This window comes from Bifidobacterium sp. VU/mBH4 (B4), assembly GCF_058199535.1.
In genome coordinates this window covers 200,914-225,008 of sequence record NZ_JBVPQJ010000003.1, presented here as the reverse complement: position 1 = coordinate 225,008, position 24,095 = coordinate 200,914, and the positions used below count along the sequence as shown (strand labels likewise).

General features: G+C 58.4%; 19 protein-coding genes. 3 read left to right on the top strand and 16 right to left on the bottom strand.

The window, feature by feature from the left end:
• Positions 1-348: 348 nt before the first annotated feature.
• Together AC0AII_RS05545 and AC0AII_RS05540 are read right to left on the bottom strand one after the other, a co-directional pair.
• Positions 349-1,749 (bottom strand): NCS2 family permease, encoded by a 1,401-nt coding sequence (locus tag AC0AII_RS05545; RefSeq protein WP_490446408.1) that lies wholly within the window; start codon positions 1,747-1,749, stop codon positions 349-351.
• A 924-nt stretch (positions 1,750-2,673) separates the two neighbouring features.
• On the bottom strand, positions 2,674-3,951 hold the full coding sequence (locus AC0AII_RS05540) for a hypothetical protein (RefSeq protein WP_490446407.1): 1,278 nt from the start codon (positions 3,949-3,951) through the stop codon (positions 2,674-2,676).
• 152 nt (positions 3,952-4,103) lie between these two features.
• Between AC0AII_RS05540 and AC0AII_RS05535 the strand changes: the two genes are divergently transcribed.
• On the top strand, positions 4,104-4,298 hold the full coding sequence (locus AC0AII_RS05535; protein ID WP_490446406.1) for a hypothetical protein: 195 nt from the start codon (positions 4,104-4,106) through the stop codon (positions 4,296-4,298).
• Positions 4,299-4,626: 328 nt separating this feature from the next.
• Complete coding sequence (locus AC0AII_RS05530; RefSeq protein ID WP_144085367.1) at positions 4,627-4,842, top strand: hypothetical protein; 216 nt, start codon at positions 4,627-4,629, stop codon at positions 4,840-4,842.
• A gap of 4 nt (positions 4,843-4,846) precedes the next feature.
• On the opposite strand, the gene AC0AII_RS05525 is transcribed toward AC0AII_RS05530, so the two are convergent.
• From AC0AII_RS05525 to AC0AII_RS05505, 5 genes are all read right to left on the bottom strand, one after another.
• Positions 4,847-5,833, bottom strand: coding sequence for an AEC family transporter (locus AC0AII_RS05525; protein WP_144085366.1), 987 nt, complete (start codon positions 5,831-5,833; stop codon positions 4,847-4,849).
• 68 nt (positions 5,834-5,901) lie between these two features.
• On the bottom strand, positions 5,902-6,681 hold the full coding sequence (gene pstB / locus AC0AII_RS05520) for a phosphate ABC transporter ATP-binding protein PstB (RefSeq protein WP_490446405.1): 780 nt from the start codon (positions 6,679-6,681) through the stop codon (positions 5,902-5,904).
• Positions 6,682-6,712: 31 nt separating this feature from the next.
• Positions 6,713-7,693, bottom strand: coding sequence for a phosphate ABC transporter permease PstA (pstA, locus tag AC0AII_RS05515; RefSeq protein ID WP_490446404.1), 981 nt, complete (start codon positions 7,691-7,693; stop codon positions 6,713-6,715).
• Positions 7,690-8,643 carry a phosphate ABC transporter permease subunit PstC gene (pstC, locus tag AC0AII_RS05510; RefSeq protein ID WP_490446403.1) on the bottom strand — a complete coding sequence of 318 codons (954 nt, stop codon included), beginning with the start codon at positions 8,641-8,643 and terminating at the stop codon, positions 7,690-7,692. The genes pstA and pstC overlap by 4 nt, the downstream gene beginning before the upstream one ends.
• Positions 8,640-9,788, bottom strand: coding sequence for a phosphate ABC transporter substrate-binding protein PstS (locus tag AC0AII_RS05505; RefSeq protein ID WP_490446402.1), 1,149 nt, complete (start codon positions 9,786-9,788; stop codon positions 8,640-8,642). Before AC0AII_RS05505 ends, pstC begins: the two co-directional genes overlap by 4 nt.
• A 328-nt stretch (positions 9,789-10,116) precedes the next feature.
• On the opposite strand from AC0AII_RS05505, the gene AC0AII_RS05500 reads away from it, so the two are divergent.
• Positions 10,117-11,688, top strand: a complete 1,572-nt coding sequence (locus AC0AII_RS05500; protein ID WP_144085360.1) for an MDR family MFS transporter — start codon at positions 10,117-10,119, stop codon at positions 11,686-11,688.
• Here the strand turns inward: AC0AII_RS05500 and AC0AII_RS05495 are convergent, their stop codons facing one another.
• The 9 genes from AC0AII_RS05495 to AC0AII_RS05455 form a co-directional block, all read right to left on the bottom strand.
• Positions 11,689-12,747: a LacI family DNA-binding transcriptional regulator gene (locus tag AC0AII_RS05495; RefSeq protein WP_490446401.1), complete on the bottom strand. Its 1,059-nt coding sequence runs from the start codon at positions 12,745-12,747 to the stop codon at positions 11,689-11,691.
• 49 nt (positions 12,748-12,796) lie between these two features.
• The gene (locus AC0AII_RS05490) at positions 12,797-14,947 is read right to left on the bottom strand and encodes a beta-galactosidase (RefSeq protein ID WP_490446400.1); all 2,151 of its coding nucleotides are present in this window, start codon (positions 14,945-14,947) and stop codon (positions 12,797-12,799) included.
• A gap of 25 nt (positions 14,948-14,972) precedes the next feature.
• Positions 14,973-15,941: a carbohydrate ABC transporter permease gene (locus tag AC0AII_RS05485; RefSeq protein ID WP_045923981.1), complete on the bottom strand. Its 969-nt coding sequence runs from the start codon at positions 15,939-15,941 to the stop codon at positions 14,973-14,975.
• The gene (locus AC0AII_RS05480) at positions 15,938-16,900 is read right to left on the bottom strand and encodes a carbohydrate ABC transporter permease (protein WP_156147894.1); all 963 of its coding nucleotides are present in this window, start codon (positions 16,898-16,900) and stop codon (positions 15,938-15,940) included. The genes AC0AII_RS05485 and AC0AII_RS05480 overlap by 4 nt, the downstream gene beginning before the upstream one ends.
• A 64-nt stretch (positions 16,901-16,964) precedes the next feature.
• Positions 16,965-18,290, bottom strand: a complete 1,326-nt coding sequence (locus AC0AII_RS05475; RefSeq protein WP_463316530.1) for an ABC transporter substrate-binding protein — start codon at positions 18,288-18,290, stop codon at positions 16,965-16,967.
• Between the two features lie 123 nt (positions 18,291-18,413).
• Positions 18,414-20,408: a family 43 glycosylhydrolase gene (locus AC0AII_RS05470; RefSeq protein WP_490446399.1), complete on the bottom strand. Its 1,995-nt coding sequence runs from the start codon at positions 20,406-20,408 to the stop codon at positions 18,414-18,416.
• 205 nt (positions 20,409-20,613) lie between these two features.
• The gene (locus tag AC0AII_RS05465; protein ID WP_313841553.1) at positions 20,614-21,411 is read right to left on the bottom strand and encodes an HNH endonuclease family protein; all 798 of its coding nucleotides are present in this window, start codon (positions 21,409-21,411) and stop codon (positions 20,614-20,616) included.
• A gap of 54 nt (positions 21,412-21,465) precedes the next feature.
• Positions 21,466-22,314: an aldo/keto reductase gene (locus AC0AII_RS05460; RefSeq protein ID WP_490446398.1), complete on the bottom strand. Its 849-nt coding sequence runs from the start codon at positions 22,312-22,314 to the stop codon at positions 21,466-21,468.
• A 129-nt stretch (positions 22,315-22,443) separates the two neighbouring features.
• Positions 22,444-23,946, bottom strand: a complete 1,503-nt coding sequence (locus tag AC0AII_RS05455) for a class C sortase (RefSeq protein ID WP_490446397.1) — start codon at positions 23,944-23,946, stop codon at positions 22,444-22,446.
• Positions 23,947-24,095 lie beyond the last annotated feature (149 nt).

Sequence of the window (24,095 nt, the reverse complement as noted above, 5' to 3'; positions counted from 1 at the left end):
GGGTGCCGATGCGACGCAGAAGGTTTACTCCCCTTGACTGGAGAGACAAGCATCATAGTGGCTATGTTGGCCGGATCGCTGATCCCAATCAGTGACCTGGCCGCCAAACCGCAAGACGTACAAGGCTGAGAGTCAGCCGATCGGAACAGGCGGTGATCCGAAGAGACTACATCGTCAGTCCGCAAACGCGAATAAGGCCCAGCCACTGATGCATGGCGGGGCCTTGTTGCTCTCTGCGCACCCTCAAACAGTCAGGTCAACCTGACAACAGCATGACGACGAACCGCACTGCTGAACAATGGTTCTGAAGAATGCTGCTTGTGGAGAGCTCGTAATTCTAAAACTAGCTCAGAGCACAGCCTGGAGCACAAAGTCCAGGATGAAGAGGGCAGAGACCGCCCAGATGATGGGGTGGACCTCCTTGCCCTTGCGCTTGCAGACCATGGTCAGGCAATAGGTGATGAAGCCGGCGGCCACACCATAGGAGATGGAGTAGGCAAAGCCCATGAAGATGGCCGTGAAGAAGGCCGGTATGGCCTCAGACAGCTCGCCCCACTCAATCTCGGCGAAGGAGCTCATCATCATGCAGCCCACAATGACCAGGACGGGCGCAGTGGCCGCCGAAGGCACAGCCGAGATCAAGGGAGCGAAGACGGCACTGAGCGCGAAGCAGGCAGCGATGACCACCGAGGTCAGTCCCGTCCGGCCGCCAGCTGCGATGCCCGCTGCGGACTCCACGTAGGTGGTGGTGTTGGAGGTGCCGAAGAGAGCGCCGATGGAGGTTGCCGTAGCATCGGCGAACAGGGCCTTATCCATCTTGGAGCTGAAGCCGCGGCCGTTTTCCAGAGCCTGCTCGTCCTCGGCTGAGAAGATGCCTGAGCGCCGGCCGGTGCCCACAAAGGTGCCGATGGTGTCGAAGGTGTCCGACAGGGAGAAGGCGAAGATGGTCACCAGAACCACTGGCAGCTTGGCCGGGTCGGAGAAGAGCGCAGGGAAGCCCTCCGGACTGAAAATGGCCAGGAAAGTCTGCGGCAGCTGCGACCAGGCCTGGCCCAGATCGACCGACTTGGCCATGCTGGTGACCCCCATGGGGATGCCCAGGAGCGTGACCGCGATGATGGCGATGACGAAGGCGCCCTTGTTGATGAAGGCCAGATGGCCCTTGAACTTGAAGATCAGCAGGAAGACGGTCAGCAACAAGCCGATGACGAAGAGGATGACCCCGGGGGTGTTGAAGGTGGTCAGCCCTGGGTTGGCGCCGGCCGCCGAGGTCTTGTCAGGCGTGAACTTGATGATGCCCACATTGAGCAGACCCACATAGGCGATGAAGACGCCGATGCCGCCGCCGATGGCGTGCTGGAGCAGGGGCGGAATGGCCTGGATGATCATTTTGCGCAGCTTGGTGGCCGTGACCAGGATGTTGATCAGGCCGCACAGGAAGACCATGCACATGGTCTGCTGCCAGGTGAAGCCCAGCCCCTTGACCACGGTGAAGGTGAAGAAGGCATCCAACCCGACTCCTGGCGCCACGCCGTAGGGCACATTGGCCACCAGCCCCATGATCAGGGTGCCGATGATGGCAGCGATCAGAGTGGCGAGAAAAACGGCTCCCCAAGGCATGCCCGCTGTAGAGAGCACTGAGGGATTCACCACGATGATGTAAGCCATGGCGAAGAAAGTGGTGATGCCTGCTACCACTTCCGTAGAGACTGTGGTATTATTATCCGAAAGCCGAAATAGCTTATGCATATTCGATTCCTTATTGTCTTATTTGGCGATGAGACAAGGAAAGAATATCACGAGCACTCGGCTTTTTCTGTTACAAGTCCCTCCCCCCTATTGAGCTCTAGAGTTATACGCCAAGACTCGTGCCCGTTAGTCTGCGATTTCAGAGTATTTGACTGATATGTGGAACTCGTCCCAGTCACTGGTGGTGCCTAGGTGTTGTGCTAGTGAAATCAGAAAGCTATTGGGATGTCAAAAGCTTCCCCGACAGAAGTGTTCTAGCTTTCATCTCTGTTTTCAATGGTGCGCAACCTTGTTTCCATGAAATACAGAGTTTGTGCGATGCCTGTCCAGACTGTTGCAGCTTGGCTCGTGAAATGATGCTGCTGATGAAGGACCGTGTTGCCGGGTACATGATTTGATCTAAATCGGCTTCGGATCCTTCCAACGAAACCAGGAAGTTCTAACTCGTATCCTGATCTGTGATTCACAGACTCCTTTAATATATGACCACAAGCCATACCCAGTATGGCCCGGACTAATCGTGCAATATACGAAAGGCCAACACCTAAGCAGAGTGTGCTTTATCGTCATGCTTCAAGGTATGACCCAACAATTCACAGCACTTTGCTCCAGTTGAATCCCGTGGTCGTGAAGCCTACGGATTCTTTCACGTTCTGAACGGAATCTCCGTACTACCAGCAGCTTGCATGATCTGAGACTGGAAATTAATAGGGGTTGCCGTGGGTGAGGAAGCATGGGGGCTTCGATGTGTTGAGTCTGGAAGGCCGAAATCCTAGAGTTGGCTGAAAATCTGAGATAAGGGGTGATGACTTATGGAGCCTTCTGGGAAAGTGCCTGCAGCGTTCTTGTAGTTCCATCAAGTCATACATAAAACATATGAGGCTATGAGGTTAGTCTGATTTGGGAATAGGAGTGTTAGGACTCTTAGTCATGGCAGACATATCTCATTGTTACCTGCCCTGTGAAACAGCCGGGCACCTTCTGGCCGTCTTTGGTTTGGTAACCGATGACCCGTCCGCCTTGGCAGTCGACTTCATATAGATTCCTGACAGCGAACCAAGCCTTTCGCTTTTGATACCGCTTCTCGTATGCCGGAGGCTCGTATCCTTTCGGCGGCTGTGCGTTGTTCCCATAGCCGTAGGCGACGATTTCACCTACGGCCGCTTTCTTGCCTCCAGCATCAACCAGGAGGATTTCCCTGAGCTGGGACCTGTTCTTTTCTAGCGGTGGTTTCCCGACGGTCATAAAGGTGCGTCCTCCATGACTCTGTGAGTTCTTCAGTTGGGCTTCAATAATCTCTTCCCCGCTGTTGGAACCACTGGAGGTCAGCTCGTAGGCCACGATTTCCTGGCTAGAGGGGAGCGGATCGTTTTGCTGGTAGGACTGCAGCAGCTCCGGGTAATATTTGAGTTTGGCCACTGTCCGATAAGTGCGGCCTGTTTGGTCCATGACCCAGTCGCTAATGTAGGGGTCGATGGCCGACAGGACTGTGAGCATCTTATCCAGGTACAGGTCCGTTTGAATACTTAGGACGTTCTCGCCATGGGAGACCCTGTTGCGCAGGCGGCGAATTCTGTCGATATCAAGCAGGAGTTTCACCCGTTGCTGATCATTGACCTTGCTATGGGTCATCTCCGGAAAGGCCTTATACAAAGCCTCTTTCCAGAGCTGCCGTGCAGCCGCCGCCCTCTTGAGGACTGTTGGGTCTTTGCTCTTGAAATCCGTAGGTCCAAGTAACCGTTGCCAACCTCCGAACATCAAATGCGAGAATGCATCATGCCTGTTCGGGTATTGGCCATGCTTGTGGTGATTAGAATTCTTTTCCCATATCCGGTATACCCTGCGGCATGAGTACCACAGCTTCCCTATTTGGTCTGCGCCCAGTAGTTCCTCAATAAGAGGTGGCGCCTGGCTCAGAGGGGCAGTCTCATGACCTTCGAACCATTCGGGCTGCGGCGTTTTCCCAAGCCAGTCGTCATATCCATTAGCACGAGCCCAAAGTATCAGCTCCTTGTCCATCGCATTGCGCACACTCATCTCGACAAAGGAGATCTGCGTGACTGCCACTCCGGAGAATAAGGTATTCCAACGGTATAAGTCAGCGGCTTCCACTCCCGGGTGTTTCCGGGCCTCTTTCTTATAGGGTTCCAAGCGCTTCTCTGATATCGCCAGATCCATAATCGAGTGAGTTGCATCTTCCATAAGTCTATGATAATTTATAAAAGCAATAAGTTCTTCGCCCCTGTATCGTAAGATATAGGGGCGTCGTATTGTTGGGTCATATGCCAAAATGTTTACAAATTAGTCGGTGCTGATGGGGTTTGCAGTTCGTTCCAGTCGATAGCGGTGGCCTGGTGCAGATCTTGTTGGCTGTGTTGCCAAGCGAGGTCGTTCAACTGTTCGAGATTCTGATCACTGCAAGCGTAGGCGGACAGCCAGGCATCACTCGGGGGGTCGACGGTGTGTTGATGACCCCGCTGGCAGATGGCTCTGATTTCGTGTTCCAGGCTCAGCCCATTGTGGTTCCTGGACAAGGCGCGCAGTTGTGAGTTTCAGAATTCGAGCAGATTGTTAGTCGTGGGAATCGGGCCCCGCACCGCTTACACCGCCACCGGGTGCGACCTGCGCCGGTAGCGCCCAGGCCAGGCAATTCGGTGCCTTCATGCTTTCTAAGGAGAACAGGCATCTACTGGACGCTTCTAGCCCTACCCCGATAAGGGCTTAGAGGATGAGAAACGCACGCATTTTGGCGTATAGCCCGAGTTCCAATACCGCCGCAGAGCTGTCCGCCCACCTATAATCGGCATACCGGCACGGCCCTGAAGACGTCCCACATGGGTATGCGTTAACGAGCACGGCACTTTTTAGGAGGGGCATATGGCCAGGAACAATCACTGGGACCAGGACGATCAGAAGCAGTATCAGCACGTGCATGACAGCGAAGTCGATCGTGGACAGGATGAACGCGCCGCTGAGCGGATCGCAGCCGCCACAGTCAACAAACAACGCACCCGCGAGGGCCGCACCCTGCGCCAGGAGCAGGCGCGCCGCGACCAGGGCACAGACGTCAAGAAGGACGAGAAGAAGGACTGAATCCTCAGAGGGCGCCCATCAGCAGATGCGCCAAGACCATGAGTACCGCACCGATCACCGCAGTCAGGGCCAGGGTGAATCCGGCCAGACGGGCGTTGCCCAGGACCTTGTCGGTGAACATGGTGGCGAAAACCGCTGTAGGAGCCAGGCAGCACAGGGCCACCGCCTGACGGATCAAGGGTTCGAAGGGCAGCAGATACCATGCGGCCGTCGCGAACAGGATGCCGAAGGGCAGTCGCCAGGCCAGAATCTGCAATACGGACTTGACATCATCCCGTCCGCCAGGCAAGTCCATGAGCATGCCCACCATAAGCATGGAGCAGAAGGCGTTGGCTGCCGAGAGTGGACGGGTGATCTGGGCCGACCAGTCTGGCAGCGAGATCCCGGCCAGCGTAAAGCCCACCATGACCATGTAGGTGTCGAAGGATGGCGAGCTCAGGAAACCCTTGGCTATGGAGATGGCTGCCGCCTTGCGATGGAGTTTGCGTGCATCCGGGTCATCCAGCTTGACCGGCTCTCCTGCATCGGGATCCAGGGACTGGCCGGGGCGAATATGCAGAAGCCCCTGGGTCATGACATTGGTTCCAGCGGAAACCATGACCGAGTTGCCGATGTCGAACATGGCGGCGGGAACCAGGGCCGCCGTGCCAAGCAGTGACTGAAGCATGGGGAAGCAGAAGCATCCGATGTTGAAACCCGATCCGTTGAGCATAAGAAAAGCCCGCTGAGCCGTAGGCCGATGCTTGCTGGTCAGGAAGATGGCCAGGGGCGGAATCAGCGAGGCCACAAAGGCGAAGGCCGAGACCAGCAGCAGGCTAGGATCGTGAGGGTTGGTAGCGAAGGAGTAGATGATAGCCCCCGGCAGGACCAGGTCGAACACCACGGTCTGCAGCACCCGGTAGTCCAGCGGACGAAAGAGCCCAAAACGCTTGAACAGGTAGCCCACCAGGATGATGCCCAAGAGGGTGGCCGGTTCCAGCAGTACTCCCATGCCCTCGCTCCTTCCGTGGATGCCGGAACCATGATACCTGACGGGCGGAGGCGCAGACCGGTTCTGTCTCAGCCGAAGCGACCGGAGATGTAGCGCTCGGTGTCCGGCTCGTGCGGGTTGGAGAAGATGGTGGTGGTGTCGTCCATCTCCACCAGATGGCCGGGCTGACCCACGGCCTTGAGATTGAAGAAGGCTGTATAGTCCGAGACCCTGGCGGCCTGCTGCATGTTATGGGTGACGATGACGATGGTGTAGTCCCGCTTGAGCTCGTTGATCAGATCCTCCACAGCCAGGGTGGAGATGGGGTCCAGAGCCGAGCAGGGTTCGTCCATGAGCAGGACCTGTGGGTGGACGGCCACGGCACGGGCGATGCAGAGCCGCTGCTGCTGACCGCCCGAGAGCCCGATGCCCGGCTTGTCCAGGCGGTCCTTGACCTCATTCCAAAGGTTGGCCCCACGCAGGGCCCACTCCACCAGGTCGTCGGCGTCCGACTTGGCAATGTGCTTCTTATTGAGCCGTATGCCGGCCAGGACGTTCTCCCGGATGGACATGGTCGGGAAGGGGTTGGCCCTCTGGAAGACCATGCCCACATCCCGCCGCACCTCGACCGGGTCCATGTCCGGTCCGTAAAGGTCTCGACCCTCCAGCAGCACCTGTCCGCTCACATGAGCCCCCGGAGTGATCTCGTGCATGCGGTCCAGGGTGCGCAGAACCGTGGACTTGCCACAGCCGGAGGGACCGATGAAGGCGGTGACCTTGTTGGCCTGGATCTGCATATTCACGTCCTGAACGGCCAGGAAGTCGCCGTAGTAGACGTTGAGATGGCTGATGTCTATGCGTTGGCCCATGTTCCGGCCTCCGTTTCTCTCATGGCGGCGCTCAACGGGTCCGCCCAACAGCAAAGATGCGCGAGACCAGCCGCCCCAGCAGGTTGAGCAACAGGACGATAAGGATCAGCACCAGGGCCGCAGCCCAAGCCCGCTGCATGTGGATATCGGTCAGACATCCCGGGTCGGCGCCCGGTCCACAGACGGCCAGCCCCTGGGAATACTCGTTGTAGACGAAGACCGGCAGGGTGGTCATCCTCCCGGAGAAGAGGTTGGGGTTGGTGGTAGCGATGAAGCCCGAAGCGATCAGCAGCGGCGCTGTCTCACCGATGACCCGCGCCACAGCCAGAATGGTGCCCGAGACGATGCCAGGCAGGGCCGTGCGCAGAACAATGCTGGTGATGGTCCGTTGCTTGGTCACCCCCAGAGCATAGGCCGCCTCACGCAGGTCATTGGGTACCACGGCCAGCATGTCCTCGGAGGTCTTGACCACCGTGGGCAGCATGAGCAGGGAGAGGGCCACCGAACCAGCCAGGCCGTTGACTGTGCCCGGTCCGACCACCAAGGCGAACATGGAGAAGGCGAAGAGGCCGGCCACGATGGAGGGAATCCCACTCATCACGTCCACCATGAGACTGATGGCCTTGGCCAGGCGGCCTCCGTGGGCGTACTCGACCAGGTAGACCGCGCACATGACACCCACTGGAATGGAGATGACCATGGAGCCAAAGGTGATCTCCAGGGTCCCGATTACCGCGTGCAGGATGCCGCCATAGCCTCCGGTCGGCGTGGGGTTGCCCCCTACCACACCGCTCATGTTGTGGGTGAGAAAGTCCGGTGTCAGCCGTCGCACCCCCTTGGACAGGCTGACCCAGAGCACCGAAACCAGCGGAATCAGGGCCACCAGGAAGGAGACCCCGATCAGGACGGTCATCAGCCGGTCCTTGCGCTTGCGCGCCCGGATGGAGGACCTGGTTGGCCTGAAGCGGTCAAAATCGATAACTGGACCGCGATCAGTTCGGCTTGCCATCATGCACCCGCCTTTGCTGTGATCCTGCGCGCCAGATAATTGACGATAAAGGTGATGATGAAGAGGACCAGACCGGTGGCCACCAGGAGGGCCACGCCCTGGGAGTCCGCCTCAGGGAACTGGGCGGCGATGTTGGCGGCGATGGTCTGGCTGGTGGAAGCCTGCAGCAGCCGAAGAGAGTAGCTGAAACCTGGCGAAAGGATCATCAGCACCGCCATGGTCTCGCCCAAGGCGCGTCCCAGCCCCAGCATGGAAGCAGAAATGATGCCCGAGCGACCGAAGGGCAGCACTGCGAGCCGGATCATCTCCCACTTGGTGGCGCCCAGGGCCAAGGCAGCTTCCTGCTGCAGTCGGGGAGCCTGGATCAGAATGTCCCGGGTGACCGAGGTGATGATGGGCAGGATCATGACCGCCAACACCAGGGCCACGGTGGCCACGGACCGGGCCGGGGCTGCAACGGGTCCGGAAAAAAGCGGAATCCATCCCAAATGAACGGACAACCAACGCCAGAAGCCGGTGATATTGGGAACCAGGACCAGAGCCCCCCAGAGCCCGTAGATCACCGAGGGCACAGCGGCCAGCAGGTCGATCACCGTGCTGAGCAGCGTAGACAGGCGGGCGGGGGCGTAGTAGCCGATGAAAAGGGCGATGCCCAGGGAGACTGGGAAGGCCAAGAGCAGGGCCAGGCCGGCAATCAGAATGGTGCCGAAGACCAGCGGGCCCACATAGCCCAGAAAGCTGCTTGCCCGTCCACCGCTCAGGGAGCGTATGGCCTGGGTGCGGGAATCCGGGTCCCCGGTGAAGGCCGGAAAGGCCCGCAGGATCAGAAAGAGGGTGACCGCAGCCAGAGCCAGCAGGATCAGAACGCCCGCCCCGATGGCGCAGGCCTTGAAGATTCGATCCACCCGTTTGGCCTGGTGCAGGGTTGCGGTCTCGTCCGGTTTCTCGCTCATGCCTTCCCCCCGATGGTCTTCACCGAGGCCATGGCCTGGCTGCGCAGCCCCTGCCCCAGCTCGGCGCTGCCCGCATTGGCCGCAGCCATGCGCTGGCCCTGCTCGCTCAGCAGATAGGTCAGCCAAGCCTTGGCGAACCGGGCCTTGGATCCGTCCGGATCATGTCGATAGGCGGTGCAGACCACATCGTAGGAGACCAGGACGATGGGATAGGTATGCTCCCGGCTGGTGCGATGATCCACAGCCAGGACCACCCGTCCGGGCTGGCTGGCCTGGGGATCCCGCTGGGCCAGATCAAGCAGGTTGGCTGTGGTCTTGGCTGTAGGCGGCTGCCAGGTCTTCCCCACTTGGACGGCCACCGTGCCCAGCCCGGTGGTCTGGGCCGCGTCCGCATAGCCAAAGGTGCCCTCCGCCTGGTTCATGGTCATGACCACGCCGGCAGTGCCCTTGGCACCCTGCCCCAGGTCGTTGGGCCAATTCTCGCCCGCTGGATAAGGCCAAGCAGACCCGGCTGTGTCGTGCAGGTAGGACAGGAAGCTTTTCGTGGTGCCGGACTTGTCCGAACGATGAATCACCGTGATGTCCAAGTCGGGCAGGTTAGCCCCCGGGTTGAGGGCTGCGATGCGCGGATCCCGCCAATTGGTGACCTTTCCGGAGAAGATCATGGCGATCAGAGCCGGGTCCATCCGCAGATGGCCGCCTGAGCCCTTGGGCCACAGGTCAGGAAGATTGTAGGCTACGGCGATTGGAGTGGCGTAAACGGGCAGGTCAATGGCCGTACCGGAACCGCAGACCTGACGCGAGTGCTCAAGCTGATCGGCGGTCAACGGCGCATCGGTGCCGGCCCAGATGGTCGAACCTGACAGGAAGGCGTTGACACCAGCACCGGAGCCTGCCGGATCATAGGAGATGCGCGCCCCCGGATGCTGCTTGCGGAAGCCGGCTATCCATGCCTCGTCAGCACTCTGCTGGGAGGATGCACCAGATCCGGCGAACTCGCCTTGGAAGAGGGCTTGATCTGCAGTATTGCCTGATCCGCTGCTTGCGGCAGGGACGTTGTCACCGCAGGCCGCCAAGGGAATCATCATTGCCAGGGACATGAGGAGGGCCGGGACTCTGCCACGACCATGACCATGTGCATGCATGCTACCTACCTCGACCGCCGTTGCATTTCAAACGTCCGTCCTCATCAGCCCGTGTCGGATCCTCCCGTACTCACATTACCGAAGCTCGCCTCACACAGCATACTGGAAACGCTGACCGCCGAAAAAGGTCGCGACATCCGCGTCAGCCATGTGGAAAAACCCAATCGCAATCCGCAGACTGGTATATCATAAGTTCATTGTCAGACGCTTAGCTCTCTTGTTCTTTTCTTAGTGTCACCGGTATCGGTATGCCCTGATTTGCTTTCTAGGACGGCACCGCAGGGAGCGGTATGCGCAGTGAGGACTAACCCAAAGGAAGTGGTGGTGCATGAGGAAGCAGGAGCTCGCCAAGCAAGGGCGGACCCTCAGCAAGGATGGAGCCTTCGTCAACGGAAAGCTCACCCATGAGGCCTTCCTGTCGCTGGCCATCCTGACCGTCATCACCTTCCTGGGCAACTTCACCCAGCTGCAGCTGGCTTCGGCCCTGCCCACCATTGTGGACGAGTTCCACATCACCCTGACCACCGGCCAGTGGCTGACCTCGGTATTCCAGCTGGTCATGGGCGTCATGGTGCCGTTGACCGGTTTTCTGACCAAACGCTTCTCCACCAGGCAGATCGTCATCACCTCCATGGCCGTCTTCACCCTGGGATCCCTGTTGAGCTGGCAGTCGCAGACCTTCGCCCTGGTCCTGCTGGGCCGCATCCTGGAAGCCATAGGCACGGGAACCATGTGGCCCGTTCTGCAGATCACCGTCTTCTCCATCTATCCGTTGTCCAAGCGCGGCATGGCCATGGGCACTGTGGGACTGGCCATGAGCGTGGCCCCGGCCATCGGCCCAACCCTGGGCGGCTGGCAGACCGACGCCAACGGCTGGCGTTCCATCTTCCTGACACTGAGCATCTGCGGGGCCGTGGCGCTGCTCCTGTCCATCTTCGGCCTGCGCAACTTCGGCCAGCGCGACACCAGCGTCAAGGCGGACTTCTTCTCGGTGGCTCTGTCCATCTTCGGATTCGGCGGCCTTATGTTCGGCTTCACCAACATCGAGAACTTCCCCATCACCTCCTTCATGACCTGGCCCTTCATGCTGGTCGGCCTGATTGGAATCATCTGGTTCGTTCTGCGCCAGCTCCACCACGACAAGCCCCTGCTGGACCTGCATGTGCTGCGGATCAAGAACTTCACCGTGGGCACCATCATCGCCTCCATGTCCTTCTTCGCCTTCAGCTCGGTCACCGTCATCCTGCCCATGTACATCCAGACGGATCGTGGCTTCTCAGCCACCATGAGCGGCCTGGTCATGCTGCCTGGAGCCATCGGCACCGCTATCGCCCAGTTCTTCGGCGGGCGGCTGCTGGACCGCTGGGGCGCACGGCCCGTGGCTATGACAGGCTGCTCGGTCCTGCTACTGGGCACTATCGCCATGAGCCTGATCGGCGCCAATACCTGGATCGGTCTGGTCTCCATCTGCCAGTTCATCCGCCAGATCGGCATGGGCTTCACTCTGATGCCCTTGACCACCTGGTCCCTGAACAACCTGGCTCCCAAGGACGTTTCAGCCGGTTCGGCCGTCACCAACACGGCCCGGCAGATCGCCGGCGCTGTCGGCGCACCCATCCTGGTCATCCTCATGGAGACCATCACCACCCTGCGCCACAACGCCATGGGCGGCGGTCACTCCACGCAGATCGCAGCCAACATCTTTGGCGTGCAGTGGGCCCTGCGCATCTCGGCACTGATCTGCCTGGGCATGGTCCTGCTGGTCTACTTCGGCGTTCGCGGAAACGGCGCCGGCTCCGGCCGTCAGATGACCCGCATGCTTTTGCGCCACATGCACATCATCCACACCGACACACCTGCCGTCACTGCCTCCCCCGCCGAATCCAAGGCCCAGGACTGATCACCGAGTTGTTTTGCGGGCTATGACCTGCGATCCTATGACAAGATCCTGGGGAGCCGTAGCTCTGCCTCCGATACGTCCCAGGACGCGGTCGACACAGGTTCGCGAGATCCATCCCAAGCAGGAATCCATGGTAGTAAGCGGAGTCTGCAGATAAGCCGACTCTTCGATATTGTCAAACCCGATAATCTGAACCTGGTCGGGTACGGCTCTGCCGTAAGCAGTCAGAGCCGAGAGTGCGCCGATAGCCAGCTGATCATTGAGAGCAACCACCCCATCGAAGGGCACCCCTGTCTCTAATATCCTCTGCATGGTCAGGTACCCACTGCCCAAGGTCCAGTCATAACCGGTAACCCCCAGAAGCCGATCATCCAGCTGCAGTCCCCTGGCATGGACCGCCTTAAGCACGCCTTTCATCCTTAACTCGGCATTGCCTTCGATTGCAGCCTCCAATTGATTCTGGTCAAGCGGCGCATGCAGGCCGATGACCGCCAGTGAACGCACCGACCGATCAAATAGATACTCTGCGGCCATCCGAGCTGCCTCGGCATCATCGACCATGACATGATCCGCCACCCCATGGGTAGTCCGCGCGCCTACGCACACCAGGGGGTAGCGCACATCCAGATCGTCCACGGCGAACCGCTCAAGCTCCGACATGGACAGGATTATGCCGTCGCTGATAGTGCTGTTAAAGGAGGCCAGAATCTCATGCGCTCCCTTGGCAGACCCCTCGGCATAGGTGCTGACATACACTGCATAGTCCCGCAGGCGAGCGCTGTCGATGACCCTATTAGCCAATTCGGCCAGATAGGGAGGTGTCAGCGAAGGCACAGCCAGCGTAATGATACCGGTTTTGTTCCGATGCAAATTACGGGCCGCAGCATTGACCTTGTATCCCGATTCGTCGATCACCTGCTGCACTCGCGCACGGGTCGCATTGGACATACGACCATTGCCGTTGATCACGTTGGATGCGGTCTTCAGCGAGACACCCGCCTTGCTGGCCACCTCGCGCAGGGTGATCCGTTTACCTGGACGTCCTTCATCCGTAGCCATAGACACCCCCTAGAATGCGACAACCTCCAAGGCACTATGGCGATCACATCTACTGACGGGTGACCACCACACCATGCACTCCTATAGTGTACCGATTGCCGGATAAACCACCCCCACTGCACCGGGCTGCTCGTTGAACCACTAAAGCCTCACCCATGGTGGACACATCTCTGACAACTGTCGACCCCCGGTTGAAATAGAAATGATAACGGCCCTGTGGCCCGGATCTGATCAGGTGCACCAACCGCGGGTCGCCGTCACGTCCGTTGTGCAACCCTGCCCCTGCTGCGCCAGTGAGGAAATCAGGAGGAACAATCCGATTGATCACCGAGACCAGCGATTCCTTGGTGAAGCCCGTCCCCAGATAGAGAACGCTGCCCTGACCGTAACCATGGATGGTCACCGCAGGCTTCCCAGCCATGTCGAGGTCATAGGAACGACGTCCTTGGTAACGAGCCAGCACCCTTACCGAATCCTCTATGCTCAAGGGCTCGTTGACCCATATATTGCCCTCAATGCCCTCTGATACCAGGATGGATCCACCGCCTTGGTCACTCGTGCCCAAGGCGATCATCTCCTGGGAAGCGATACCTGTCAAATCACGCAAAACCGCAGGATATCCGCCCAAGCCAACATGCATATGGTCGTCCATAATGCCACTGGCGAAGTCCACCACCAGCCGGCCACCCCTGCTCACATAATCGCGCAGACGGTCGGCTTGCTCCTGATCCAGCAGAATCAGAGCCGGCAACACCACCACGTCATAGCGCTCCCATTGCCCTCTCAGTGGCATTACGTCCGCCCTGTATCCGGCATCAAGCAGAGCCTGATACCAGGTATAAACCTGCTGCCAATGATCTACAGAACAATCGGGCAGAGTCGAATCAGCCATAGACCACTGGCAGTCGGCATCAAAAAGCAGGGCAATGGACGAGGGTTCCAATTGGGTCCCGGCCAGTCCGCTCCGGGAAAGTCCGCGCAAAATGCCTCCCAAATCGGCAACCTGTGCATAAATCGCCGAATCCGGCCCTGCGTGGGGGATCATGGCCGAGTGGAAGGCCTCTGCACCGAAGGCGGACTGCCGCCATTGGAAGAAGTTGATTGCATCCGCCCCCATAGCTACGTGGGCCAGAGCGTCCCGGATCAGTTCGCCTTGACGCTTGGAGGCGTTGAAATTGCGCCAGTTGACGGCTGATGTGGAATGCTCCATCAGGCACCAAGGATGACCTTGGGCATAGGCATCCACCAGTGAATCCGAGCAGAGCAGCTCATCCAGGTGTCCAGGTCCATGGGCGAAATAGTGGTCGTTTGCCACGAAATCGACCTGGCGGGACCAACGCTCATAATCAAGGACGCATTGGTCTGTCGAGACCATGAAGTTGGTAGTCAGCGGTTTATCAGGGGTGAGCTCCTGCAGCTGATCACGTTCTGCACAGAAAAAATCCATCAGCGCATCTGAGCAGAATCTACGGAAATCCAGACGCAGCGCCGGATTGATGAAGGCATCACGCACGCCAGCATGTTCAGGCAGGGGAACCTGATCGAAGTTCTGCAGACGCTGGGACCAGAAATCGTTGCCCCAGGCCCGGTTCAGCTCCTCGATGCTGCCATAGCGCCGGCGACACCAGCCTTGGAAGGCCTTTAAGGCATCCTGCGAGTAGTCAGCAGCGTTGTTCCATCCATATTCATTGCCTACATGCCAGGCAACCACAGTCGGATTGTCGCGGAAGTGCTCTCCCATGACCCTGCAAAGGCGAAGGGCATAGCGTCGAAAAACAGGCGAGGTGGGCCTCCAGGATTGTCGAGCCCCCGGATGGACCAGGGTTCCATCCGCCTCCACGGGCAACACCTCAGGATGTGCCTGGTAAAGCCAGTATGGGGCCGTAGCCGTAGCCGAAGCCATGTCCACGGCGATACCGGCTTCTCCTAGCAAGGTCACCACCCGATCCAGCCATCCGAAATCCCAGACTCCGTCACTGGGCTCCAGACGTGCCCACGAGAAAATGCCCAGTGTCACCATGGTGACGCCGGCCCGTTTCATCAGCGCAACATCTTCGGTCCATACCTGCTCTGGCCATTGGTCCGGGTTGTAATCCCCGCCGAACCAGATTCCTCCCGAATGACCGTTGGGCTCCTTCGGCCATCGGTAAGGTCTATATGGTTGGGGCTGCCGACGGTCATGATGGTCCGTTTTGCTCATGCCTAATCCCGTCTGCGTGTTTCTGCTATTCCTTGACAGCACCAGCAGCCAAGCCGGATTGCCAGTATTTCTGCAGCAGCAGGAAGGCGACGATGATGGGAATGATGGTGACCAGGCTGCCCGTCACCACCAGGTTCTGAATGGCATGGGCACCAGCTGTCGATGCCTGATCCTTCCAATTGTTGAGCCCGATTGTCAGCGGATACCAATTGGAATCCTTGAGCATGATCAAGGGCAGGAAGTAATTGTTCCAAGTGGCCACAATAGTGAAAAGCGCCGTGGTTACGATGCCGGGGGCCAGCAGAGGCAGGCTGACCTGCCAGAAAGTACGGAACTCCCCAGCCCCGTCGACTCGGGCTGCCTCCAGCAGCTCAGTAGGCACTGCCTGGTCGGAAAAGATCCACATCAGGTACAGGCCGAAGGGCGAGATCAGACTGGGGATGATCATGGCCCAAGGCGTATCGGTCAGTCCGATCTTGGCGAAGAGCAGGAACTGAGGCACAGCCAGAGCGATGCCCGGCACGCTGATGGCTCCGATGACTACTGCGAAGACCAGGCGACGGCCAGGAAAGCGGAACTTGGCCAGGGCATATCCACCCAGTACTGCCAGCAAGGTGGCGCCACCGGCTCCCACAACCACGTAAAGCAGGGTGTTGAGCAGCCAGCGCCCGAAGATCCCGCCCTCATAGGTGAACACTTCGCGCAGGTTGTCCCAGAGGGCGAACTTGTGCCCAAAGGCCAAGCCGAAGGTGCCAATGAAGTCCGACTGGGTCTTTGTGGCATTGATGACCAGCCAGATCAGGGGAAACAGGCAATAGAGCGCGAAGATTCCCGCAACCAGGGTCAACAGCCAGCTGCGCCGCGGATTGTCCGGATTGGAGAATCCTGTTCGAGCTGCCCTTCGACGTTCCGCGCGCTCATCACGTGCGACGCGCCGAGCACGCATACGCTCAGCCTTGGCCCCGTCGACAGTCCTCGAATCAACCGTGCTCATTGCATCTGCTCCTTCATTCCCCTGAGCTGGACGGCGTAGGCAGCGACCATGGTAATGATGGCCATGACGATGGCCAGGGCCGCCGCGTAATTGCTCTGACCGCCCATGAAGCTCAGGTTGTAGGCATACATATTGGGGGTGTAATAGGTGGTGATCGCATTGCCTGGAACCATGGTCTGCAACACCGAGGGCTCATTGAAGAGCTGGAAACTGCCGATGATGCTGAAGATGACCGTGATGACCAAGGAGCTCTTGAGTTCAGGAACCTTGATGCTGCGCACGATCTGCCACTCCGAGGCCCCGTCGATGGCCGCTGCCTCATAGAGCGAGTGCGGCACAGTCGACAGCGAGGAATAGAAAATCAGCATGTTGTAGCCCGTGAACTCCCAGGTATTGATGTTGCCGATGGCGGCCAGAAGCACGCTGGGCTGCAGAACATCGATATGCGTGCCCAGCCATTGATTCAAGGAACCCACCATTCCGTACTTGGTGCCGTAGATGAACCCCCACATCAGAGCCGCCACCACAGCAGGCACCGCATAGGGCAAGAAGGTGGTGATTCTGAAGAAGCGCGTGCCGTGCAGCTTGAGCGAGTCCAGGGCCAGCGCCATCAATGCCGCCAGAAGGAGCATGATCGGCACCTGAACCACAGTGAAGAGCGCCACACGGCCAACTGATGACCAGAACTGCCCGTCCTTGATCAGCCTGGCGTAATTGGCCAGACCCACAAAGACGTTCCCTCCGATCATGCGCTTCTCATACAGACTCAGGTAGATGGCATAGAGCACCGGCAGGACGAAAACGAATACGAAGACCAGGACAAAGGGTCCCATGAACTTCCATCCACGCCAGTCGGGCCTGTGAGGCCGCTCCCCAGTGCGACTCTCGCTGGTTCCGCCAGGGCCTTGAGCCCGCGCGGGGGCCGGAACCCGCACAGTCGAACCTTCGACTTCACTCATGATGCCTCTCCTTCTTTCCTGTCGCTGCCCGGAGACGGCCATGGTCAGCCGCCTCCGCAATCACTCACTTATTGACCTGGTACCCCTGCTGATTGCCATGATCCACCAGCTTCTGCTGATAGTCCTCAAAAGCCTTCTCCAGTGTGGTCTGCTTCATGTAGGCCTTGCCGATGGAATCTCCATAGGTCGACTGGGCGAAGGGGTTGTAGGGCAGATACTGGAACTTGGAGACCTTGAGGTTGGCTGCCTCGGTCAGAACCTTGTTGACTTCCTGGCCTCCGAAGTACTCGTTCTTCTTGCTGGTGAATTCAGTAGAGCTCAGGATGCGTTTCAGCGAGGGGAAGCTGCCCTGGTCGGCCATGACCTGAGCTCCCTTGCCGTGCGTCAGGTATTCTGCGAACTTCCAGGCGGCCGCCTTGTTCTTGGCTTTCTTGGGCACAACAAGAGCCGAACCGCCGTCCTCTGCGGACACGCTGTCTCCCTCTTTCCACTGAGGCAGAGGCGCGACCCTCCAGTTGCCCTTCTGGTCGGGTGCGCCGGACTCCAAATTGGTGGGCATCCAGGCACCGATGGTCAGCGAGGCCACCGATCCATCGTTAAGCGCCCTGTTCCAGTCATCGGACCAGTTGGCGGTCTTGGTATCGAGCAGGTCTTCGTCGATCAGCTTCTGCTGAAAGTCGATATACCGCTTCATGCCGGCATCCTTGGTCATGTTGATGGTGATCTTGTCACCATCGACCTTCCATGGGTGGGCCCCAGCCTGCCAGGCCTGTGCGGTGAATGGCTGATAGGCGTTCTTGTCGCCGGCGTTGTTGGTGATGTAGGAACCCACAGCTCGGATCTTCTTGGCATCCTGGTAGTACTCATCCCAGGTCTTTGGGGGCTCGGGAATACCAGCCTTGTCGAAGACCGCCTTGTTGTAGAAGAAAACCTCGGGACCGGCATCAATGGGCAGAGCATAGGGCTTGCCGTCGTACTGGACCTTGTTCCAAGGCCCTGGGGTGAAGTCGTCAGCAAACTTGTCAGCCCCGTAATCCGACAGGTTTTCCAAGTTATCTTCAATCGCAAACTGCTGGACGGTAGGATCCTCCAGCATGGTGACATCAGGGATGCCCTTGCCTGCAGCGACTGCATTGGACAAGGCCACCTGCGTGTCACCGGCAGTGCCCGTGTTGTTGTACTTCACAGTGATGCCGGGGTTGGCCTTTTCAAAAGCAGCAATGGTCTCCTTGATACCATTGCCCCAGCCCCAAAAGACTATGCGCCCCGAGGCCTTGCTGGTGTCCGCTGGCTTCGATGTTGATCCAGACCCACTGCTTCCACAGGCAGCGAACGAGGCCAAGGCGACCATGGTGACGCCCATGGTCAGGATTTTCCTTGCAGAATTCATGATGAACCTTTCGATAATTGTAAAAACCACGTCCTTGATAAGGTTTTGACGCCCTACTCCTTCCAACGGTTGATACAACTGTGTACCAACGTGTTATTCAGTATAAGCCGTAGCTTTGAATTGTCAATTCTGTTCAATGAGACGCCGCCGACCGTAGACGGCCACGACCATGAACGGAATGCCCGCCGCCAGGCAGCTCGCTACGAGAGTTGGAGCGCGGCCGATAGCGCTGCCTGTTGCAGCCAGAGTGGGGGATAGACCGCCGCTGCCAGCGACAGGACGGACAGGCAGGGATTTGTCTGGCTCCACAGAACCGGACGCGGACCCTCCAGGGCCTGCCGGCGTACCATTTCCGTCATGATCGACCAGGTCATTGGTCTCATTTCCCTTTTCAGGCACACCTGTCAGGGACACGTCATCAACATGCAGGGTCTGGCCTGAACTGCCGGAGGCATCAATAGTGATCTTGGTCTGCCCGCCGGGCAGATCGACCAGCAAGGAGGCTTGCTTCCAGTCTGTGCCGGTAGAGGCAGCCAGGTTAATCTCCGAGGTCTTCCCGCCGGATTCAATCGCTATCCTGGCCTGATCCATGCCTTTGGGGTTCGCATAGGAGAGTTTCAAAAGGAAACGGCCGGCGTGCAGGGGAACATGCCCTGGTTCATCCAAATCCTGGACAATGGAGGCGCTCCGGGATCGTCCAGGGGCGAATCGCAGATCATAGTCGCCCACTCGCCCATAGGCATCGGCTACATTGTTCACGGCATCTGGATTGACCCGCCGCCATCCGGCGATATCGGCAATCACGTTGCCGTCCTTGTCCCGATACCCCTGTTCACCCACCGAAACCCTGTCCGCTTCGAAGGAACCATTGAGCACATAGTCATTGGCATCGTCAACCGACCAAAGGCCGGTATCGGCATCTAGCTTCCACCGACTCATGGAATTGAAGCGAGGCGTGCCGGAATCATCAAAACTCAGCGGATTCCACTGGTTGTATCCAAGCCCATTACCCGCAAAGTCAGCCCATCGATCGCCGCAGTGAATGACGGTCTCTGCTCGGCTGCCGTGCAAGGTGTAGTAAAAACCGGTCTGAGTGATGTGGCCGAAATCCGCTCGGCTGCCATCCATGATCACCGTCTGATTGACGGGCTGATAGGGACCAAACAGATGATCTGCTACCTGAAAATGAATTCGGGATGCATCCCACCCGAATAGATCGGAACCAGCCAGATAATACCGGCCAGCATACTTGAAAAGCGCATTGCCTTCACGCCCGAAGCCCTGGTAGAGCTTGGTAGGTTCAAGCAAATCCACCTTACCCCCCTTGGCCCCTATTCTGGCCGCCCAGACACTGCCACGGCCACGGCCATAGGAATAAATCAGATAACCTGTGCCGTCCTCATCCTGGAAGACACTCTGATCACCGGTATTGCTGGTGCCCAGCCCGTAATCGCGCATGTCAATACGCCTCTGGGCTTTGAACGGTCCAGCAGGCGAATCGGCTGTAGCGATCATCACCTTTTTGTCGAAATTGCGACCCGTTGCATCCGTTGGCATTTCATGCTGGATAAGCATGGCATAAGTGTGCAACTCGGGGACATAAGCAACTCCCATTCTGCATACCCAACCCGCACGACGGCCACCAAAGTCACTGGAGAATGCATCAGCCTGCGCCTTGTCCAACGCCACGCCTTGATACTGCCAATCGGTCAGATTCGCGGATTTGTAGACATCCACAGAGATGAAATCATTGCCAGTGAGCGCATGGGTTGGGTCCTGGCGATAAGTTTCGGCCTGGGAAAAGTGAACACCATACCAAAAATGAGAAACCTTCCCCGTAGCAGGATCCGGGAAATCGAAAATCCCTCCGCCCTGCATATACATTGGATTACCATCGACGTCATTCCAAAAACGGTCATTGACGATCAGCCCGCTTCCGCCTGCAGAATCGGACTTTTGCCCTGCTCCCTGAGCGGCAACCGCCTTTGGCGCTCCAAAGGACAAGCCCACAATCATCGCTAGGGCGACAAACAGAATGGTCAATCTGTGCTTTGCCAGCGTATGATCCCGAATACGGTTTCCGGTTCCGGGTATATCCGAGCCGATATTCTCATTCATAGTCAACCTCTCTGTTGCTGATTGTTGCGGTCATAGACCCTGATCAAATCGAAATCTATGCTGTTGATACAACTGTGTATCAAACTGCAACAATGCTATCACACCTTAAGAGGTCCAGTTCAGTGCAGAAAGTCAGGCTATCAAGCACCTACGCGAATAGACCCTTACATGGCAATCAATTCCGTCTGTCAGCCAAGGCCAGCGATCAGCGATCCTGCGGGAGGGGCTGGCCCGGACAGGTGTGCAGAACGGCCAGCATGACCTGTTTTTCCGAGCTGGTGACACTCAGGGAGTACTTGTCCTTGACTCCTATCTGACGGGCCACATACGAGCACTGATAGTCCTTGTTCTCGGGCAGCCAGTAGTCGGCCGAGGCGCTCCCCTTGGCCTGGTTGGCCGGGCCGTCCACAGCAAGCAGATTGTAGGGGTCGTTGCCAAACCGATAGCGGCGGGCCGTGTCCCACTTGCTGGCTCCTGACCGCCAGGCATTCTCCAGAGCGACCACGTGGTCGATCTGCACGGCCGAGCTGGTTTTCGGCCCTCTGACGAATTCGATGGTTCGCCCGGTATAGGGATCCTGCAGACGACCGCTGGCCACCTTGCACCCGCCGGGAGTAGTGGTGCGCAGGTCAGTCAGGTCGCGGGTCAACACATCCTCGCGCACATTGCAGCCGTTGCCGTCCTCATCGGTCTCCTTGAAGCCGAAGGACTCACGCCGGTACTGGCGGCCAGGGCGGGAATGATCGTCCACTGTCAGACTCTGCAGGGTCTGGGCCGCATCGCCGGTTGCCGTATATCGGCCGGTCAGCCGTCCGACTCCACCATTGACCCTTGGCAATATCAGACCGATGGTGATGCCCAGGACCACAGCTACCACCAGAAGGATCAGCACCCGTTCCGTGAGCGATTCGCGACGGAAGCGGGCCGGTGCGGGATTCCTCCATGCCGAACCGTACCGGCTGCGTCCTCGATACCGATATCTTCTGCGTCTCGGGCCGCTCATCTGCCGCCGATACCTCCTATGTCGACTGCTTGCATGAATCATCCATCATAGCGGTCAAGCGTAGGCGTAGGTCATCGGGTCGTGTCCTGCACGCACCGGGGAGTCCATGGCATCGATGGCGGCATGCTCCTCAGGGGTCAGGCTGAAGCCGAACAGATCCAGGTTCTCCGCCTGCCTTTCCCGGTGAACAGATTTGGGGATGATGATGGTCCCGTTCTCGATGTGCCAGCGCAGCACCACCTGGGCCGGCGTGACCCCGTGGGCCTGGGCGATTTGCTCCAGCCTTCCGCCTCCGGCTGTCAGATCTGCGCCACGTGCCAATGGCGAGTATGCTTGGACGGCGATGCCATGCTCCTTGCAGAAGGCCGTTACCGTGCGCTGCTGCCAGCTGGGGTGCAGCTCGATCTGATCCACGGCAGGGTACTCCCCCGTCTCCCTGTGTAACCTCTCCAGATGCTCTGGCAGGAAGTTGCAGACCCCCAGGGTCCGCACCCGCCCCTCATCGCGCAGCCGATGGAATGCACGCCAAACCTGGTCGGCCCGCCAATCAAACGGCGTGGGCCAATGGATCATATACATGTCGACATAGTCGGTGCCCAACAGAGCCAGCTGGCGGTCGAAGGCCCGCAGGGCACTGTCATAACCTTGTTCAGAATCACGCAGCTTGGTGGTCAGCCACAGGTTGGCACGCTCAGGTCCGCTCTGGTAGCCGAAGGCTTTAAGGCCACGACCGACGCCTCCTTCGTTGCGGTAGCCCGCTGCTGTATCGATGTGGCGATAGCCCAGTTCCAAGGCAGAGCGAACTACTCCAGCGGTTTGATCATCGTCGATCCTGAGCACGCCCAGACCCACCTGCGGAATGCGATTGCCGTCAGACAATTGGATGTCAGGAACTGCTGTCATGGTCCACACCTTCCCAGGATGTAGCCCAGCCGTCTGCCGGGCCGTGCTCGCTCCATTTTAGAGCCAGGCAAAAGCCCGGTTACAACGGAACAGACCTATGTGGTCAAACCTGCCCGCTCATGCACCGGCTTATATTTTGCTGATGCTGAAGAAGTACAGCACGTGGGTATCGAACCAGTGGTAGCCAAGGTCGAATACGGGCAGCAGGCTGATCTTCATCATCATGCCGACCGTGCCCCAGGCGAAGAACAGGCCGAGCACAGCCAACAGCCACATGAAGGCGCTGCAGATTCGTCGGGTTTTGATCAGCCGGCGACGACGGGTGGCTTCTGAACGGGTCTCCTGCTCATGGCTGACCATGATCGTGGCCAGCGGCTCCCCCATGCCCCCCGGTCCCGTCGCTCGAGATTCCAGATGCTCCATCTGCTCCAGCTCATGACGGCAGTTGCGCCGGCGACGTGAAAGCAGATACCAACCCACCAGGCAGGCCAGGAACAGGGCCAGAAGTACCCAGACCATATAAATGGGCGCCCCTTCAGGTTGGGTGGGAGGCACGTCGTCGCCGATATAATGCCCACGCACGATCAGCCGGTGGGAATTGACGCCATAGGGATAGCAGGTCAGCAGGGTCACATAGTTGGAATTCTGGATAGGCTGCAGTGCGCTGACATCGGTAGGCAAGATGATCTTAATCTGGTCCACCTTGTAGCTCATATGCCGCTTGAGCACTCGTATCTGGAAGACGTCCCCCTTGCGCAGCTGCGTCAGGTTATCGAACAACATGTAGCCGACTTCGCCGGTGTGTCCAGTGATAACGGAGTGGATAGTTCGGTTATCTGTAGGCACGTGAGTGGTAGCGATGTGTCCCGTGCCGTCCTTGAGCACCGCATCACTGGTGCCGTGCCGCACGGGCAGCTTGACATTGATCTTGGGGATCTCCACATAGGCCATCATGCCTTTGCCGTCTACATTGAGGATTTTGTAGTAGCGACCCAGTGGTTCCTTGACTTCCTTGTACTTGAAGGGGTCCCTCAGCGTCGGCTTGCCTAATTCCTCGTCGTATTTCTTGGCATCACGCCACATGGCTCTGCGCTGCGCGGGCGAGAGTGCATCCACGATTTGATCGTAGTTGTCGACTGCTGAGGAATCCTTGGAATAGTTTACATAGGCCGCCAACAGCGGATAGAGGAAGATTGCCAGACCAATCAGGAAGGCCAAGGTCTCCAGAAGGCCGAACCCCCGCCCTGACTTGCCAGCCTTGCCAGCGTTCTTGGCCTGTTTGGATGCAGTCGCAGCTGCCTGACCAACGTCGCCTTGTTGGCCTGCGTCCTGAGCATGATTGCCTGAAACGACAATTATTGGAGCCGACGTTGTAGCTTGACCTGGGACAGACACAGGAGCTGCAATAGCATCTGCATCATCCGATTTCGAAGCTCCGCGATCCTTAGGGGTTGCCGAAGGCGGATAGGAAGGCGGCAGATCGGAACTAGGAGCATAGGTAGGCGGCATGTTCACTTGCTCAGCATGCTCGTCAGACGAGGACGATTCAGTCGGAATGGACTCATAGGCAACATCACCGTTGCCGATGGCATGAACTGGGCTCATAGTAGCGGAGTCAGTATTCTGGTCCATCTATAGCCTTCCTCGTGCTGCACTTCAAATAGTCCAGTTGATAGCTTTTGACATACAAGGACCGGCGGCACCTATATGATACCGCCGGTCCTTACGCATCCTCACAGATGCCTACAATGCCTTTTGATGGCATAACACCGACATGGGCA

What these genes read in the sequence shown, in the direction of transcription:
- AC0AII_RS05545 (WP_490446408.1), bottom strand. Translation starts at nt 1,749, where the DNA reads ATGCATAAGCTATTTCGGCTTTCGGATAATAATACCACAGTCTCTACG.
- AC0AII_RS05540 (WP_490446407.1), bottom strand. Translation starts at nt 3,951, where the DNA reads ATGGAAGATGCAACTCACTCGATTATGGATCTGGCGATATCAGAGAAG.
- AC0AII_RS05530 (WP_144085367.1), top strand. Translation starts at nt 4,627, where the DNA reads ATGGCCAGGAACAATCACTGGGACCAGGACGATCAGAAGCAGTATCAG.
- AC0AII_RS05525 (WP_144085366.1), bottom strand. Translation starts at nt 5,833, where the DNA reads ATGGGAGTACTGCTGGAACCGGCCACCCTCTTGGGCATCATCCTGGTG.
- pstB (WP_490446405.1), bottom strand. Translation starts at nt 6,681, where the DNA reads ATGGGCCAACGCATAGACATCAGCCATCTCAACGTCTACTACGGCGAC.
- pstA (WP_490446404.1), bottom strand. Translation starts at nt 7,693, where the DNA reads ATGATGGCAAGCCGAACTGATCGCGGTCCAGTTATCGATTTTGACCGC.
- pstC (WP_490446403.1), bottom strand. Translation starts at nt 8,643, where the DNA reads ATGAGCGAGAAACCGGACGAGACCGCAACCCTGCACCAGGCCAAACGG.
- AC0AII_RS05505 (WP_490446402.1), bottom strand. Translation starts at nt 9,788, where the DNA reads ATGCATGCACATGGTCATGGTCGTGGCAGAGTCCCGGCCCTCCTCATG.
- AC0AII_RS05500 (WP_144085360.1), top strand. Translation starts at nt 10,117, where the DNA reads ATGAGGAAGCAGGAGCTCGCCAAGCAAGGGCGGACCCTCAGCAAGGAT.
- AC0AII_RS05495 (WP_490446401.1), bottom strand. Translation starts at nt 12,747, where the DNA reads ATGGCTACGGATGAAGGACGTCCAGGTAAACGGATCACCCTGCGCGAG.
- AC0AII_RS05490 (WP_490446400.1), bottom strand. Translation starts at nt 14,947, where the DNA reads ATGAGCAAAACGGACCATCATGACCGTCGGCAGCCCCAACCATATAGA.
- AC0AII_RS05485 (WP_045923981.1), bottom strand. Translation starts at nt 15,941, where the DNA reads ATGAGCACGGTTGATTCGAGGACTGTCGACGGGGCCAAGGCTGAGCGT.
- AC0AII_RS05480 (WP_156147894.1), bottom strand. Translation starts at nt 16,900, where the DNA reads ATGAGTGAAGTCGAAGGTTCGACTGTGCGGGTTCCGGCCCCCGCGCGG.
- AC0AII_RS05475 (WP_463316530.1), bottom strand. Translation starts at nt 18,290, where the DNA reads ATGAATTCTGCAAGGAAAATCCTGACCATGGGCGTCACCATGGTCGCC.
- AC0AII_RS05470 (WP_490446399.1), bottom strand. Translation starts at nt 20,408, where the DNA reads ATGAATGAGAATATCGGCTCGGATATACCCGGAACCGGAAACCGTATT.
- AC0AII_RS05465 (WP_313841553.1), bottom strand. Translation starts at nt 21,411, where the DNA reads ATGAGCGGCCCGAGACGCAGAAGATATCGGTATCGAGGACGCAGCCGG.
- AC0AII_RS05460 (WP_490446398.1), bottom strand. Translation starts at nt 22,314, where the DNA reads ATGACAGCAGTTCCTGACATCCAATTGTCTGACGGCAATCGCATTCCG.
- AC0AII_RS05455 (WP_490446397.1), bottom strand. Translation starts at nt 23,946, where the DNA reads ATGGACCAGAATACTGACTCCGCTACTATGAGCCCAGTTCATGCCATC.